Annotated in this window: 14 protein-coding genes and 1 riboswitch; of the genes, 7 read left to right on the top strand and 7 right to left on the bottom strand. The window is 71.3% G+C overall.

What is annotated here, in order from left to right:
* Positions 1–1,202: 1,202 nt before the first annotated feature.
* Positions 1,203–1,478 carry a group II intron maturase-specific domain-containing protein gene (locus J2S43_RS42085; RefSeq protein WP_370881729.1) on the top strand — a complete coding sequence of 92 codons (276 nt, stop codon included), beginning with the start codon at positions 1,203–1,205 and terminating at the stop codon, positions 1,476–1,478.
* A 740-nt stretch (positions 1,479–2,218) separates the two neighbouring features.
* Here J2S43_RS42085 and J2S43_RS00445 read toward each other — a convergent pair.
* The 5 genes from J2S43_RS00445 to J2S43_RS00465 all read right to left on the bottom strand — a co-directional run bounded on the left by J2S43_RS00445 (position 2,219) and on the right by J2S43_RS00465 (position 7,286).
* Positions 2,219–2,731, bottom strand: a complete 513-nt coding sequence (locus J2S43_RS00445) for a hypothetical protein (RefSeq protein ID WP_306826445.1) — start codon at positions 2,729–2,731, stop codon at positions 2,219–2,221.
* Positions 2,731–4,446 carry a PHP domain-containing protein gene (locus J2S43_RS00450; protein WP_306826447.1) on the bottom strand — a complete coding sequence of 572 codons (1,716 nt, stop codon included), beginning with the start codon at positions 4,444–4,446 and terminating at the stop codon, positions 2,731–2,733. Before J2S43_RS00450 ends, J2S43_RS00445 begins: the two co-directional genes overlap by 1 nt.
* Positions 4,447–4,551: 105 nt before the next feature.
* Positions 4,552–5,322, bottom strand: coding sequence for an energy-coupling factor transporter transmembrane component T family protein (locus tag J2S43_RS00455; RefSeq protein ID WP_306826448.1), 771 nt, complete (start codon positions 5,320–5,322; stop codon positions 4,552–4,554).
* Positions 5,319–6,698 carry an ABC transporter ATP-binding protein gene (locus tag J2S43_RS00460; RefSeq protein ID WP_306826449.1) on the bottom strand — a complete coding sequence of 460 codons (1,380 nt, stop codon included), beginning with the start codon at positions 6,696–6,698 and terminating at the stop codon, positions 5,319–5,321. The genes J2S43_RS00455 and J2S43_RS00460 overlap by 4 nt, the downstream gene beginning before the upstream one ends.
* The gene (locus J2S43_RS00465; protein ID WP_306826450.1) at positions 6,699–7,286 is read right to left on the bottom strand and encodes an ECF transporter S component; all 588 of its coding nucleotides are present in this window, start codon (positions 7,284–7,286) and stop codon (positions 6,699–6,701) included.
* Between the two features lie 74 nt (positions 7,287–7,360).
* Positions 7,361–7,470: riboswitch (TPP riboswitch) on the bottom strand.
* Between the two features lie 135 nt (positions 7,471–7,605).
* Here J2S43_RS00465 and J2S43_RS00470 point away from each other — a divergent pair.
* From J2S43_RS00470 to J2S43_RS00495, 6 genes are all read left to right on the top strand, one after another.
* Positions 7,606–8,613: a permease gene (locus J2S43_RS00470; RefSeq protein WP_370881730.1), complete on the top strand. Its 1,008-nt coding sequence runs from the start codon at positions 7,606–7,608 to the stop codon at positions 8,611–8,613.
* Complete coding sequence (locus J2S43_RS00475) at positions 8,610–9,338, top strand: TIGR03943 family putative permease subunit (protein ID WP_306826452.1); 729 nt, start codon at positions 8,610–8,612, stop codon at positions 9,336–9,338. Before J2S43_RS00470 ends, J2S43_RS00475 begins: the two co-directional genes overlap by 4 nt.
* On the top strand, positions 9,299–10,141 hold the full coding sequence (locus J2S43_RS00480; RefSeq protein WP_306826453.1) for an alpha/beta fold hydrolase: 843 nt from the start codon (positions 9,299–9,301) through the stop codon (positions 10,139–10,141). Before J2S43_RS00475 ends, J2S43_RS00480 begins: the two co-directional genes overlap by 40 nt.
* Entirely contained in the window at positions 10,138–10,923 is a 786-nt protein-coding gene (locus J2S43_RS00485) for an AAC(3) family N-acetyltransferase (RefSeq protein WP_306826454.1), read from the top strand. The genes J2S43_RS00480 and J2S43_RS00485 overlap by 4 nt, the downstream gene beginning before the upstream one ends.
* A 56-nt stretch (positions 10,924–10,979) precedes the next feature.
* On the top strand, positions 10,980–11,522 hold the full coding sequence (locus tag J2S43_RS00490; RefSeq protein WP_306826455.1) for a DUF6328 family protein: 543 nt from the start codon (positions 10,980–10,982) through the stop codon (positions 11,520–11,522).
* 129 nt (positions 11,523–11,651) lie between these two features.
* Positions 11,652–13,574 (top strand): acyl-CoA dehydrogenase family protein, encoded by a 1,923-nt coding sequence (locus tag J2S43_RS00495; protein ID WP_370881573.1) that lies wholly within the window; start codon positions 11,652–11,654, stop codon positions 13,572–13,574.
* Here J2S43_RS00495 and J2S43_RS00500 read toward each other — a convergent pair.
* Together J2S43_RS00500 and J2S43_RS00505 are read right to left on the bottom strand one after the other, a co-directional pair.
* Complete coding sequence (locus J2S43_RS00500; protein WP_306826457.1) at positions 13,552–14,127, bottom strand: hypothetical protein; 576 nt, start codon at positions 14,125–14,127, stop codon at positions 13,552–13,554. The genes J2S43_RS00495 and J2S43_RS00500 overlap by 23 nt on opposite strands.
* Positions 14,128–14,306: 179 nt before the next feature.
* Positions 14,307–14,690, bottom strand: a complete 384-nt coding sequence (locus J2S43_RS00505) for a winged helix-turn-helix transcriptional regulator (protein WP_306826459.1) — start codon at positions 14,688–14,690, stop codon at positions 14,307–14,309.
* Between the last annotated feature and the right edge of the window lie 10 nt (positions 14,691–14,700).

Below are 14,700 nucleotides of genomic sequence, written 5' to 3' on the forward strand. Positions count from 1 at the left end.
GATCATTGAGTGATACACCAGGTAGATCAACAAGTCGAGTCGATCTACCTGGTGTATCACTCAATGATTCTTTAGAGCGCGGCACGCTGCCCAATGTCACTTAGCTTAAGTTGACCACGGATTCCTGCCTGCGCTTCCCGAAAGCGCCCCGCCGACGTCCGCCGGCCCTGCTCTGTCGCTCACGCCCCTCGGACTGGCTCTGTTGCCCAGCCCTTTCGGGCCGGGGAGCGCGAGCTGACCCGGCCCGCTCGCGGCGATCGGGCGCTGCTTGCCCGAAATATCGCTACATCTCACCCCTTGGTGCGGACCACGGGCCCGCGAGTCGGCACCGCTGCGGCCTGAGTGATCAATCAGGTGAGCAAAAGGTAGATCAAAAATCGAAGTTGATCGCTTTTTCGCTCACCTGATTGATCACTCAGGCGCCGGGCCCGAGGCCGTCAAGATCTCCCGGCCTCGCCAGCAGGGCGCGTGCCCAAGGGTGCTTCCTTGGCGGCGAGATCCAGCCAAGATGATCTACATTCCCGCAGGTCGGCGAGGCATCGGCCGCCCAAGGGAAGCGCCCTTGTTGTGTCCTGAACGCGAAAGGGTGGAGATATGTAGGAATTTCCTTCTTGTAGCGATGCTGTACGGAAGATGAAGGTTTGGCCCTTCGGAGTCGCCCTGCTGGGGGAGGCTTCAAACCACCTCATGCTGCATTAGCTGAAGACTGTTGTGGTGAACGATGAGGAAAAGGCATCCATTCGAGATTGTCAGGTGGGGGTCGGGAAGGCGAGCGAAAGCGAATCGCTGATGACGTGTCGAAAATTCTAAATGACATCGAAACCGGGGTGTCAATGGAATCCCGGGATGAGTCTGGCGGGGACCAGTTTACTGGCCAGGCGGTGTCCGGCATACAGGCGACGCGAGCACGGCCTGCGGCTTTCGTACGGAACAGGAGAAGGCGCGTGAGGAAACTACCCGCCGCTCTTTGGCGAGTGAGAGGGAGCGTTCCGGGCGGCCCGAAGCCGTGAGGAACTGAGTACCGTTGCCGATCGCGCTGGCGGACCGACTCGTAGTAGCGACGAAGCCTTTGTAATGAAGGTGGAGCAAAGGGGTCGGGTCGTTCGTGACTGGTTTACTCGATCAACCAGCCTTGGCTGGGAGGAGTCGCGTGGATGAGTTGAAAGCACCGGGCAAGCCGTTCGTGATATCGGTCGTGGCGGCTGCACCATCGCACAAGCCTGACCGAGAAGGACCTCGCCGATTGTATAAACCCGATCGTCCGGGGTTGGATGAACCATTACGGGGCGTTCTATCGATCTGCCCTATATCCCCTCCTGGAACGCATCAACGCCTACCTGCTGCGGTGGGTCCGCCGGAAGTACAAACGGTTGCGGGGTAGCAGGAAAGCCCGGACGTCCTGGAACAATGCCGTCCGGAAACGACCGCGTGCCTTCGCCCACTGGGCGTGGGTCACGCACGCCCCTACGGTCTGGTGACCAGAGCGACAAGAGCCGTATAACGGGAGACTGTTACGTACGGTTCTGTGAGGGCCCGGGGGTGAGATTCCCCCGGGCTACTCGGCGGCTGCCGGTCCACCTCTGTTGCCGTCCCTTCGGACCGGGGAGCGCGGGCCCACCCAAGCCCGCGCGCGGCAACCAGGCGTTCCGCGACCGAAATATCGCGACATTCGACCCTTCGGCGCGGACTACCCGCCCGCGGGGTGCCGCCGCCGTGGCCTGAGTGATCAATCAGTGGAGCAAAAGATAGATCAAAAATCGAAGTTGATCGCTCTTTTGCTCCACTGATTGATCACTCAGGTGCCAGGCCGAGGTCGTCAAAGAATTCGTGGCGTCAGCCGGGCTGGGGTGCCGACCGGGACGGTGGACCTGCGTTCGACACCCGGATCGGCGGCCGGTTCCTGCGGCGCCAGGCAGGAACTGGCGGCTTTGTCGGGGAAATTTCGGGCACTAGGCGCCGGGGCGTATCGGCGGGGGTACGGCTCTGCTCGCCGCCGGCGGTGTTGCGACGACCGGAGGCGGTGCGCGATTCGTGCACCGGCAGCAAAGGTGACTCGGAGGCTGGATCGAACTGACAGTGTTCCTGCTGGCCAGAGGGGTGCGGGCCGTATCGCACCCACTTCAAGATCGAAATAGGCTGAGTGGCATCGGACCGGTGCCCGCGGGAGCACTCCCGAAGTGGCCACGCCGGAAGCGGGAAGATCCGCTTTCTGGTGGTTTCAGTGGTCTGCGCAGCAGGGGGTGGGGTTCGGGACCTCGAAGGGGGCGAAGCGGCCGCCGACGATGGGGACCAGGACGAGTTCCAGTCTTCCGGAGCGGAAGAGGGGGCGGACGAAGTCGCGGGTCTCGATGGTGGTGTCGCGGGTGGCGTCGGTGCCGCCGAGGATCGTGATGCGCTCGATCGCGCTGAGGTCGAGGATGTCCGCGGCGGTGAGCGTGCCGGTGAGGGCGTCGGCGCCGGGGAAGAGGACGGCCCGGCCGGAGACGCGGGTGCGGTGCCGGGCGGCGGCCTCGTCGGCCGCCGCCCGCAGAGCCGGGTCCATCTCGGGCAGGATGGCGCCCTCGGGCGCCTCGAAGCTCAGCGCCACGTGCGGGTGCGGCGAGGGCACGTTGTGGGTGCACGCGACCAGGCCGGGCACGGCGAGCGCGGCCGGCAGGTGGCCGGCCAGCCAGTGTTCGGCGTCGGAGTCGGTGGCGTGACCCAGGCTCAGCCCGAGATGGACGGTGGACATCAGGAGGGCAGGACCCAGATCGGGTTCGCGTAGAACCAGAGGTCGAGCCACGGGTCGGCGTCGCCGACCACGTCCAGCTTCGGGCCGACCGGGTCGATCGCGGCGCCGTGGATGCCGGGCTGGCTGAAGTTGCCGTCGGTGCCGCGGACGCGGAAGTAGAACGGCGACGAGACCCGGCCGAACGAGTACGTGAAGGAGACCGTCTTCTTCCCCTTCGCGACCTCGAACGACTTGACCACCTTGGTCTTCGGGGCGGTGAACACGTCCCGGTCCGCGGCCGCGCCGGTGACGGCACCCATGATCAGGTCGATGCGGGCCAGCACCGGGAGCAGCTGCGCCCAGTTCGGCTTGTCGGCCAGCTCGACGTCGATGGTGACCTCGACGGCGGTGCCCTTGCGGACCTTCAGCACGCCGCCGAGCGGGGTGCCGCCCTTGCGGTTGCGGTCGCCCTGCACCCGCGCGCGCACGTCCAGCGACTTGATCAGGCCGCCGTGGTCCACCCAGACCCGGCCGGCGCGCAGGCCGTCCATCACGTGGCGGTAGTCGCCGCCGGCCGCGCCGACGTGCGTGCGGCTGTAGAAGCCGGGCCAGAAGTCGCCGGCCGTCACGTCCGGCTTGACGCCGTGCTCCGGGTCGTTGTAGCGGCCGTTCGCGTTGAAGTCGCTGTTCGCGCCGCGGATCGAGGTGTCCCAGAGGACGTTGTGCGAGTCCGAGTTCGCGGTGATCCACCACGGCTTGCCCTCGGCGAGCAGGCTGTCCCAGAGGCCGCCGACCGTGGAGGTCATCCAGTCGAAGCCGCCCCAGGTGCGGTAGCTCTCCAGCGGGTACGCCGCGAACGAGTCCGCGCCGGGGCTGCTGTCGTAGAAGCCGCGGCCGGCGCCCGGGCCGAACGCGGAGGTGGGGATCGCGGCGGCCTGGTGACCGGGCGCGCCCTCGAAGCCGAGCGCGATCTCCGGCTGCGCGTCCCGCCAGCCGCGGATCTCGTGCGGCGAGTCGAGGCCCTTGCGGGCCGGGTGGTTCGCGAAGAACATCGCGTCGCTGACCCGGCGGCTCCGCTTCGCGGCGGCGAGGAAGTTGAGGCCGGCGATGGCCAGCGCCTCGTTCGCGGCCGACTGGGAGCTGGCGCCCTTGACGCTGCCGTCGTAGTTGTTCTCGAACTCCTTGAGGACCTCCACCTCCTTCTTGCCGGGGTGGACGATGATCGTGCCGTGCTCCGCGGCCGGGATGTTCCACTCCAGGCCCTGGAAGACCAGCGCCTCGGGGAACGTCTCGCGCGCCGCGACGATGTCCGGGTTGACCTTCTCGACGCCGATCTTGGCGTGCGTGGCGCCGCCGTGGTCCGTGATGACCAGCCAGTCCAGCCCGTACGCGAGGCCGTGCTGCACGTGGTCGGCGACCCGGTACTTCGCGTCGCTGCTGTACTGCGTGTGGATGTGGTGGTCGCCGGCGCGCCAGGTGAAGTCGCCGGTCTGGTTCGAGCCGCCGTGCGCGACCGCGATGTCCGGCGTGCCGAGGACGCCCGCGGCGGTGCCCGCGCCGGTCAGGCCGGCGGCCGCGCCGAGCAGGCCCGCGCTGCGCAGGAAGCCGCGGCGGCTCACGTCGGCGGGGGAGAGCTCGGCGTCCGGGATGGACAGGTCGAGCGCGTCCGGCGTGGAGCCGTGGTCGTGGTCGTGCGAATGGTCGTGATCGTGGGTGTGCGGGTGGCCGTGGCCCATGTCGCATCTCCTGTGTTCGCGATGATCCATCGTTCACGCTCGTCGTCCACGGCAAACGGTAGGTGACGTGGCGTGGGCACTTATGCGAACATGCGCATTTGATCGTCAGATGATCGGCCGGAACGCGCCGGTCAGCACGCTGGTCGCCAGCGCGGCGGCGCTGAGCCCGGCCGCGGCGACCATCAGGAGCACGTCCGGGTGACCGAAGGTCTGCCGCCGGGCCACCGTCCGGGGCGTCCGCGCGTCGAAGCCGCGCGCGTCCATCGCGGTGGCCAGCCGTACGCCCCGCCGGATCGCGCCGACCAGCAGCGCGAACGCGGCCGAGGTGAAGATCCGGACGGCCGCGATCGGGTTGCGGCCCGCGTCCACGCCCCGGGCCCGGCGTGCCGCGGCCAGCGTCCGCCACTCGTCCGTGAGCAGCGGCACCATCCGGAACGCGGCGAGCGCGCCGAGCGCGAACCGCGGCGAGAACCGGGCGTTCTGGATCAGCGCGTCGGCCAGGTCGGTCGGGTCCGTGGTGGCCAGCACGATCAGGCCGGGCAGCGCGATCGCCAGCACGCGCAGCGCCATGCCGAGCGCGGTCCACAGCACGCCGGTGGTGAGCAGCACCGGGCCCGCGTCCAGCAGCACGGTCCCGGACCGGTCCGCCGCGAACAGCAGAAGCGTCACCAGCAGGCCGGCGATGCTCAGCAGCAGCGGCGCGGCCCGGCGCAGCAGCGTCAGCGGGCGGACGCCGAAGAACGGCAGCACGGCCAACTCCACCGTGACCGCCACGGCCGGCGCGACCGGGTCCAGCGTCACGATCAGCGGCAGCGAGAAGAGCAGCGCGGCGGCGAGCTTCGCGGCCGGGTTGCGCCGCGCGAGGACCGGCGTCACAGCGTGGTCACCTCGTCCGCGAGCACGGCCACCACGTCCGGGTCGTGGGTGACCGCGACGATCGCGGCGCCGTCGTCGTCGCGCAGCGCGGCGAGCAGGTCGATCAGCTCGATCCAGGTGCGGCGGTCCTGGCCGAACGTGGGCTCGTCCAGGATCAGCACGGCCGGGCCGGCGGCCAGCGCGGTCGCCACGCTCAGCCGCCGCGCCTCCCCGCCGGAGAGCGTGAACGGGTTCGCGCCGGCCAGCCGGGTCAGCCGCAGCCGCTCCAGCAGGCCGTCCACCACCGCGGTCACGTCCGCGGCGGAGCGGCGCAGGCGGCGCGGGCCGAGCGCGAGTTCCTCCCGGACCGTACCCGTGAGGAACTGATGCTCCGGGTTCTGGAAGACCGAACCGATCCGGCCGGCCAGCGCGGCGGCCCGCCACCGGTGCGGCGGGCGGGACGCGTCCGGCCCGGCCAGCGCGGGCGTGGCCGAGACCACGCCGGAGTCCGGGGCGAGCAGGCCGCCGAGCAGGCGGGCCAGCGTGGACTTGCCGGTGCCGTTCGGGCCGAGGACCGCGTGCACGCTCGCTTCTCTGACGCCCAGGCCGGTCGCGTCGAGGCGCCCGTGCACCGCGACCCGGTCAGCGCGCAGCACCTCGTCGCCGGCCGCGTGCCGGGCCCGGCGGGGCGCGATCGGGTGGCCGGGCACCCAGATGCCGGCCTCGGCCAGCGCGGCGCCGTGCTCCGCGAAGACGGGGTCCGGCGGCCCGTCCGCGAGCACGCCGCCGCCCGCGGCCAGCACCACCACCCGGTTGATCAGCGGCAGCACCTCGGCGACCCGGTGCTCGACCACGATCAGCGCGGTGTCCGGGCCGAGCGCGCGGGCCAGTGCGCCGCGGATCAGCGTGGCGCCGGCCGGATCCAGGTTCGCGGTCGGCTCGTCGAGCAGCAGCAGCCCGGGGCGCATGGCCAGCACGCCGGCCAGTGCGAGCCGCTGTGCCTCGCCGCCGGAGAGCGCGGCGGTCGGCCGGTCCCGGCCGTAGGGGAAGCCGGCCGCATCGAGCGCGCGGTCCACCCGGGGCCAGATGTCCGGGCCGGGTACGCCCAGGTTCTCCAGGCCGAACGCCACGTCGTCGCCGCTGCGGCTCATCACCAGCTGGGTCTGCGGATCCTGGAACAGCAGCGCGGCGTGCTCCGCCTTGATGGCGCCCTCGGACTCGCCGGAGTCCTCCGGGAGCAGGCCGGCCAGCGCGGCCAGCAGCGTGGACTTGCCGGCGCCCGAGGCACCGAGCAGCAGCACGCGTTCGCCGGCCTCGACGGTCAGGTCCACGCCGCGCACGGCCCAGTCCCGCCGGCCGGCGAACCGCCACCCGAAGCCCCGGACGTCGGCCCTCATCTAGACCGGGTCCCGGTCACGGCCCGAGGGGAAACGGTCGAGCACGCCGGTCGCGGCCAGCGCGCGGGTCAGCGCCCAGCCGCCGGCACCCGCGATCACGCCCGCGCTCAGCACGGTGATCACGATCATCGGGATCCGGAACGCCCACAGGTCGTTCGCCGCGAAGTAGGCGAACGTGTCCCAGACGCCGGCCGCGAGCCCGGCCAGCAGCCCGGACAGCACCGCGACCGGCAGCCGGAACGAGCGGTAGCCGACCGCGAGGAAGGCCAGCTCCGCGCCGAGGCCCTGGAGCAGGCCCTGCGGGATGACCGTGGTGCCCCAGGCGCTGCCGAGCAGCGCGGAGATGATCGACGCGAGCGTCTCCGCGTAGAGCGCGGCGCCCGGCTTGCGGATGACCAGGCCGGCCAGCACGCCCGGCAGCAGCCAGACGCCGTAGAGCACGGCGTGTGCGGGCGGGAAGAACGCGAACGCGGCGTCGGTCGCGGTGTAGAGCAGGTTCCAGGCCCAGAAGACCACGCCGAACGCGGCGGCGATCACCGAGGCGACGACGATGTCGACGGTGCGCCACCTGCTTGAGGTGTTGCTCATGACGGATTGCCCCCTGAACGAGATGGGGGAAGACGCGCGCCACGGGTCCGGCGGACGGACCCGTGGCGCGGCGATGGAGTGGTAGACCGAACTCCCTGCGCTGGCATTACCCAGATCAGGTGGTTGAGGGTCTGCGGCGTCGTCCGCCGCACTCTCAGCGCTGTGCGCTCCCCTGTCGGATGTGAAGTTGTCTCGCTGACGCTACCTCAGGGTGACGGCGCGCTTCCGGCCGGCGTCCGGGCCACGCCGCGGCCCGGCATCCCCCGTCGACGCAGACGCTAGGGTTGTCGGCGTGACGCAGACCTTCTCGGGCGACGAGATCGACTGGTCGGCCCCGACGCCACCTCCCGATCGGAAGCCGCCGCGCAAGCGGCTCGGCGGCCGGATCGGGTCGGTCGAGGTGCTGGCCGTGCTGCTGGTGCTGCTGGTGATCTTCCGCAACCCGCTGGGCGGCCTGATCTCCGCGCCGATTCTGCAGACCTGGACCACGGTGTTCGTCTCCGTGATGGTGCAGGCGGTGCCGTTCCTGGTCTTCGGCGTGCTGCTGTCCGCCGTGATCGCGGTCTTCGTGCCGCGCTCGTTCTGGGCGAAGGCACTGCCCCGGCATCCGGCGCTCGCGGTCCCGGTGGCCAGCGTGGCCGGGGTCGTGCTGCCCGGCTGCGAGTGCGGGTCCGTGCCGATCGCCGGGTCACTGATCCGGCGCGGCGTCACGCCGGCCGCCGCGCTCGCGTTCCTGCTGGCCGCGCCCGCGATCAACCCGATCGTGCTGACCGCCACCGCGGTCGCGTTCCCGAACGATCCGGAGATGGTGGTGGCCCGCGCGGTCGCCAGCCTGATCGTGGCGATGATGATGGGCTGGCTCTGGCTGCGCCTCGGCAAGGCCGACTGGATCAAGCTGCCGCACCGGCCCGACCTCGAGGGCGTCTCGAAGATGCAGGCGTTCTGGGCCGCCACCCGCCACGACATCGTGCACGCGGGCGGCTTCCTGGTGATCGGTGCCGCGGCGGCCGCCACGATCAACGTGGTGGTGCCGGAGGCCTGGCTGCAGACCCTCGCCCAGCAGCCGGTGCTGGCCGTGCTCGCGCTGGCCGTGCTCGCGGTGCTGCTGTCCATCTGCTCCGAGGCGGACGCGTTCGTGGCCGCCTCGCTGTCCCAGTTCTCGCTCACGTCGCGGCTGGTGTTCCTGGTCGTCGGCCCGATGGTCGACCTCAAACTGATCTCGATGCAGATCGGCGTCTTCGGGCGCCGCTTCGCCACCCGGTTCGCGCCGGCCACGTTCGTGGCGGCCGTGCTCGTGGCGTCCGGTGTGGGGATGGTGCTGCTGTGAACCGTCAGGCTCAGGCCGTGATCATGCTGCTGTTCGGCGGCGCGATCCTGAAGGCGTCGATCGGCGATCTCTATCTGCGCTACGTCAAGGAGATGCTCCAGCCGTTCCTGATCGCCTCGGCGCTGCTGCTCATCGCGGCCGGCGTGATGACGCTGTGGTACGACCTGCGGGCCCCGCAGACCGAGCACGACCACGAGGAGGACGACGGGCACGGGCACAAGCATCACGAGCCGCGCGTCGGCTGGCTGCTGATCCTGCCGGTGCTCGGGCTGCTGCTGGTCGCGCCGCCCGCGCTCGGGGCGTACGCGGCCGGTCAGTCCGGCAGCGCGCTCGCCGGGCAGCAGGCCGAGTCCGACTACCCGGCACTGCCCGAGGGCGACCCGGTCAAGGTCACGATGCTGGACTACGCCTCGCGGGCCGTCTTCGACGAGGGGAAGTCGCTGACCGACCGGCGGCTGCTGCTCACCGGATTCGTCACGCAGGGGCCGGACGGGCAGCCGATGCTGGCCCGCATGATCCTCAGCTGCTGCGCCGCGGACGGCCGGCCGATCAAGGTCGGGCTGAGCGGGAACGTGCCGGCCGCCGTACCCTCGGACACATGGATCGAGGTCACTGGGGCCTACACGGCGCAGACCGCGAAGGACCCGGTCAACGAGGCCACGGTTCCCTACCTGGAGGTGGAGACGTGGCAGGAGATCCCGGCACCGAAGCAGCAGTACGAGTAGGCGCGCGCGGGTTCACGTTCGACGTCTTCGCGGGCGGGCCGGCCGGCGGTGAGCCGATCCTGCTGCTGCACGGCTTCCCGCAGCACAGCGCGGAGTGGGACCTGGTGATCCCGCACCTGCACGCGGCCGGCATGCGGACGTTCGCGCTGGACCAGCGCGGTTACTCCGCGGGCGCGCGCCCGTCCGGCGCCGCCGCCTACACGCTGGAGGAGCTGGTCGCGGACGCGGTCGCGGTGCTGGACGCGCTCGGCCTGGCGTCCGCGCACGTCTGCGGGCACGACTGGGGCGCGTTCGTCGCCTGGGCGCTGGCCGGGGCGCATCCGGACCGGGTCCGGTCGCTCACCGCGGTCTCGGTGCCGCACCCGGCCGCGATGGCCTGGGCGCTGCGCCACGACCGGGACCAGCGCCGCCGGTCGTCGTACATCCTGTTGTTCCGGCGCCGGTTCCTGGCCGAGGCGGTGCTGCTCGCGTTCCGCGGCCGGGCGCTGCGGAAGATGCTGATCGGCAAGCGCGCCGACCGCTACGTGTCCCGCATGCGGCGGCCGGGCGCGCTGACCGCGGCGCTGAACTGGTACCGCGCGCCGATCACGATGCGGACCGGCCCGATCGAGGTGCCCACCACGCTGGTCTGGAGCGACGGTGATCCCGCGCTCGGCCGGGCCGGTGCGGAGCGCACCGCGCGGTACGTGCGCGCCGACTACCGGTTCGCCGAGCTGACCGGCGTCGATCACTGGGTGCCGGAGCGGGTTCCGGACCGGTTGGCCGACGAGATCCTCGCCCGGGCCGGTATCGTCGCCGGGTGAGCCTCCTCCCGCCGACCCGCTCCTCGCTGGCCGCGGACCTGGCCGGGCTCGGCGTCCGCCCCGGCGGTGTGGTGCTGGTGCACAGCTCGCTGCGCGCGATCGGCTGGGTGTGCGGCGGCGCGGAGGCGGTGGTCCTGGCGCTGCGCGACGTGCTCGGCCCGGACGGCACGATAGCGGTGCCCACGCACACGCCGGTCAATTCGGACCCGGCCCGCTGGATCAACCCGCGGGTGCCGGTCGAGTGGTGGGACGTGATCCGTGCCGAGACGCCCGCGTTCGACCCCGCGCGCACGCCCAGCCGGGCGATGGGCGCGATCGCCGAGCAGGTCCGCACCTGGCCCGGCGCGCTGCGTAGCGACCACCCGCAGGTGTCGTTCGCCGCGCTCGGCCCGCACGCGGCGGCGATCACCGAGGGGCACGCGCTCGGCGACGGGCTCGGCGAGACGTCGCCGCTCGGCCGGCTCCACCGGCTCGGCGCGGACGTGCTGATGCTCGGCACCGGCTGGGACACGTGCACGTCGTTCCACCTGGCCGAGTACCGCTGGGCCGGGGCGCCCTGGCACACCGAGGGTGGCGCGGTGCGCCGGCCGGACGGCCGGCGCACGTGGGCGACCTGGGAGGACGTGGCGTTCGACGCGTCCGATTTCGAGCTGCTCGGCGCTGACCTGCCGCGGTTCGTGACGGTCCACACCGGACCGGCCGGCACCGGGACCGGCACCCGCGTCGCGATGCCGGCCGCGGTCGACTTCGCGGCCCGCTGGCTGCCGTTCCACCGGGTTTGATCTTCACGCGGGGAGGGCATCACAGGGCCCGCTGAAACACATATGGAGGGCAGGCGATGGCGCACACCAAGGAGACCGAGAAGCAACGCTGGGACCGCAACTTCCAGGACCTGCTCCAGGAGTTGCGGGTGGCGCAGACCGGCGTCCAGATCCTCTTCGCGTTCCTTCTCACGCTGCCGTTCGCGGCCGGCTTCGGCCAGACCACGCAACTGCAGAAGGACGTCTACCTGATCGCGCTGGTCGCCGCCGCGTTCGCCACCGCGATGATCATATCGCCGGTCGCGTTCCACCGCGCGCTGTTCCGTCAGGGCCGCAAGCCGGAGCTGGTGAAGTACGCGCACAAGATGGCCACCGGCGGGCTCGCGTTCATGCTGATCTCGATGGTCAGCTCGGTCTTCGTGATCACCGACTTCCTGCTCAACCTGGCCTGGGCGATCTCGCTCACGGTCGTCACCGGACTGTGGTTCGCCACGTTCTGGGCGCTGCTGCCGTTCGTGCGCCGCAACTGGGCGGACGACGACGATGAGGACCAGGGCGAGGGCGATGACATCGCCCATGCGAAGGAGCGCACCGAAGCGGTGCTGCCCAACCCGCGCTGACAGCGGGTAGCGTGCTGGGGCAGGAGGGTACGGCGCGTGCCCGTACCGTGTCAGGGGTTTGCCGTGACGACCACCGAGCGATCAGACAACACCGTGCGTTCTGACAGCACCGTGCCTTCTGACAGCACCGTGCGTTCCGACGTCACCGAGCGTGAGGCCCGCCGCGTCGCGGAGGAGGCTCGCACGCAGGGCTGGGACCGGCCGAGTTTCGCCAAGGAGCTGTTCCTCGGCCGGTTCCGCCTCGACCTGATCGACCCGTACCCGGACGATGATCCGGCTCGGGCCGGCGACGCCGCGGAGTTCCTCGGGCGGCTGGAGGCGTTCCTGCGCTCCGAGGTGGACGGTGCCCTCATCGAGCGCGAGGCCAGGATCCCGGACGAGGTACTTCAGGGCCTCGCCGCGCTCGGTGCCTTCGGCATGAAGATCGATCCGCGGTACGGCGGTCTGGGCCTCTCCCACCTGCACTACTGCCGCGCGCTCACCCTGTGCGGATCGGTCAGCCCGGCGCTCGCCGCGCTGCTCTCCGCGCACCAGTCGATCGGCGTACCGCAGCCGTTGAAGCTCTTCGGCACGGACGCGCAGAAGCGCGCGTTCCTGCCCCGGCTCGCCGCCGGCGAGGTGTCCGCGTTCCTGCTCACCGAGCCGGACGAAGGCTCCGACCCGGCCCGGCTGCGCACCTCGGCGACCCCGGTCGAGGGTGGCTACCGGCTCAACGGCATCAAGCTCTGGGCCACCAACGGCACGATCGCGTCGCTGCTGGTCGTGATGGCCCGGGTGCCGGACGCCGGGATCACCGCGTTCGTGGTCGAGAGCGACAGCGAGGGCATCACGGTCGAGCGCCGCAACGAGTTCCTCGGCCTGCGCGGCCTGGAGAACAGCGTCACCCGGTTCCACGACGTCTTCGTCCCGGAGCGCAACGTGGTCGGCGGCGTCGGCAAGGGCCTGAAGATCGCGCTGACCACGCTCAACACCGGCCGGCTCTCGCTGCCCGCGCTCTGCGTCGCCGCCGGCAAGTGGTCGTTGGCCGCCGCGCGCGAGTGGTCCGCCGCCCGCGTCCAGTGGGGACGGCCGGTCGGCCAGCACGAGGCCGTCGCCAAGAAGCTGTCGTTCATCGCCGCCTCCACCTACGGCATGGAGTCCATGCTGGAGCTGTCCTGCCTGCTCGCGGACGAGGAGCGCGGCGACATCCGGATCGAGGCCGCGCTGGCCAAGCTCTACGCCAGCGAGCTGGCCTGGCAGATCGCGGACGAGCTGGTGCAGATCCGCGGCGGCCGGGGCTACGAGACCGCGGCGTCGCTGGCCGCGCGCGGCGAACGCCCGCTCGCCGCCGAGCAGCAGCTGCGCGACCTGCGGATCAACCGGATCTTCGAGGGCTCGACCGAGATCATGCACCTGCTGATCGCGCGCGAGGCGGTCGACGCGCATCTCCAGGTCGCGGGCGACATCATCGACCCGGACGTGAACCTGACCGGTAAGGCGCTGGCCGGCGCCCGGGCCAGCGCGTTCTACGCGAAGTGGCTGCCCACGCTGGCCGTCGGCAAGGGACAGACCCCGGGGGCGTACGCGGACTTCGGCCACCTCGCCACGCACCTGCGCTACGTCGAGCGCTGTTCGCGGAAGCTGGCCCGGTCCACGTTCTGGGCGATGGGCCGCTGGCAGGGCAAGCTGGAGCGCAAGCAGGCGTTCCTGGCCCGGATCGTGGACATCGGCGCGGAACTCTTCGCGATCTCCGCCGCCTGCGTGCGGGCCCGCGCCGAGGCCGCGGCCCACCCCGAGGTGATAGAGCTGGCCGACCTGTTCAGCCGGCAGGCCCGGCTGCGGGCGGACGCGCTCTTCGCCACCCTGTGGGAGAACACCGACTCGGTCGACAACGCGGCGGCCCGCCGCATCCTGGCCGGGCGGTACGCGTTCCTCGAGCGCGGCATCGTGCCCCCGGGCGGGACCGGGGAGTGGACGTCGCCGTGGGAGCCGGGCCCGGCCACCGTCGCGGACGTGCGCCGCCGCATCCCACGGCCGCCCACCCCGGACGTCAGCGCAGACCCAGGGATCTGAGCTCCAGGGCGGCGAGCGCGTCCAGCGTCGCCTCGTCGCCGCGCCGCCACGCGCCGGCCACGTCCGGGCTCAGCTTGGCCAGCCGGCGCACCGGCTGGCCGGTCAGCGCGCGCAGCGCCAGCAGGTCCCGGCCCGCGATCGTCCCGCGCGCCGCGGCCGCCGAGCCGGCCCGGCGCATCCACCGGATCCGCAGCGGCAGCCAGATGAGGAGTACCAGCCCGAGCGGGGCCGCGACCAGCGCCAGCGGCAGCGCCCAGGACAGGTCCGCGACCATCTCCTGCTGCTCCCGGCCCGCGTTCGCCAGCCCTCGCGCGGCCTCGGCCGCCCGGGTGAACGGCGCGGTGAGCTCGTCGCCCGCGATCGGGACGCGGCCGACCTGGTTGCCCGCGTCGGTGAGGTTGTCGGCGATGCCCTGGCCGGCGCCCTCCATCTTCTGACCCGGGACGGCGAGCTTCTCGATGAGGTCGCGGAGCCAGAACCCGATGCGGATCCAGGCGTAGACCCAGACGACCACCAACAGGTCGGTGACGACCTGACGGACAAACGCGGGCATGCGATCGGCGTAAATCTTCACGCGCACAGGGTCCCGCACGGTAACGTTTCGCGCACACCGGATCTCACCCCCGATGTCGTCGGTGGGTTCCGGGTTTCGGCCCACTGCCGTGATCGGGCATCGCTGCTGTGCGAGCGGCCTTCACGTCCGGCGGTGCCGGAGCGCGACAGCCTCTCGACTCACCGTGCGGCGCGTTGCGGCGCCACCTGCTCGTCGTACTCCCGCTGACGGCGGGCGATCTCCTGGCTGTGCTCGACCGTCCACCCGTACAGGTGCATGAACGGCTCGCGCAGCGACCGTCCGAGCTCGGTCAGCGAATACTCGACCCCGACCGGTGAGGTCGGCAGCACCGTGCGCTCGATCATCCCGTTGCGCTCGAGCCGGCGCAGCGTCTGCGTGAGCACCCGCTGGGTGACACCCTGCAGGCGACGCTTCACCTCGTTGAAACGCGCCGGCCTCTCCAGGACCGCCATCGCCATCATCGACCACTTGTCGGCGATCTGATCCAGGATCGGCCGCGACGGGCAGTCAGCCCGGAAAATAGGGTCGGTGTCGTCAGGCATCCGGTGTCCT

The sequence above is a fragment of the Catenuloplanes nepalensis genome (assembly GCF_030811575.1).
GTDB lineage: Bacteria > Actinomycetota > Actinomycetes > Mycobacteriales > Micromonosporaceae > Catenuloplanes > Catenuloplanes nepalensis.

What these genes read in the sequence shown, in the direction of transcription:
- J2S43_RS00505 (WP_306826459.1), bottom strand. Translation starts at nt 14,690, where the DNA reads ATGCCTGACGACACCGACCCTATTTTCCGGGCTGACTGCCCGTCGCGG.
- J2S43_RS00500 (WP_306826457.1), bottom strand. Translation starts at nt 14,127, where the DNA reads ATGCCCGCGTTTGTCCGTCAGGTCGTCACCGACCTGTTGGTGGTCGTC.
- J2S43_RS00465 (WP_306826450.1), bottom strand. Translation starts at nt 7,286, where the DNA reads ATGAGCAACACCTCAAGCAGGTGGCGCACCGTCGACATCGTCGTCGCC.
- J2S43_RS00460 (WP_306826449.1), bottom strand. Translation starts at nt 6,698, where the DNA reads ATGAGGGCCGACGTCCGGGGCTTCGGGTGGCGGTTCGCCGGCCGGCGG.
- J2S43_RS00490 (WP_306826455.1), top strand. Translation starts at nt 10,980, where the DNA reads ATGGCGCACACCAAGGAGACCGAGAAGCAACGCTGGGACCGCAACTTC.
- J2S43_RS00450 (WP_306826447.1), bottom strand. Translation starts at nt 4,446, where the DNA reads ATGGGCCACGGCCACCCGCACACCCACGATCACGACCATTCGCACGAC.
- J2S43_RS00445 (WP_306826445.1), bottom strand. Translation starts at nt 2,731, where the DNA reads ATGTCCACCGTCCATCTCGGGCTGAGCCTGGGTCACGCCACCGACTCC.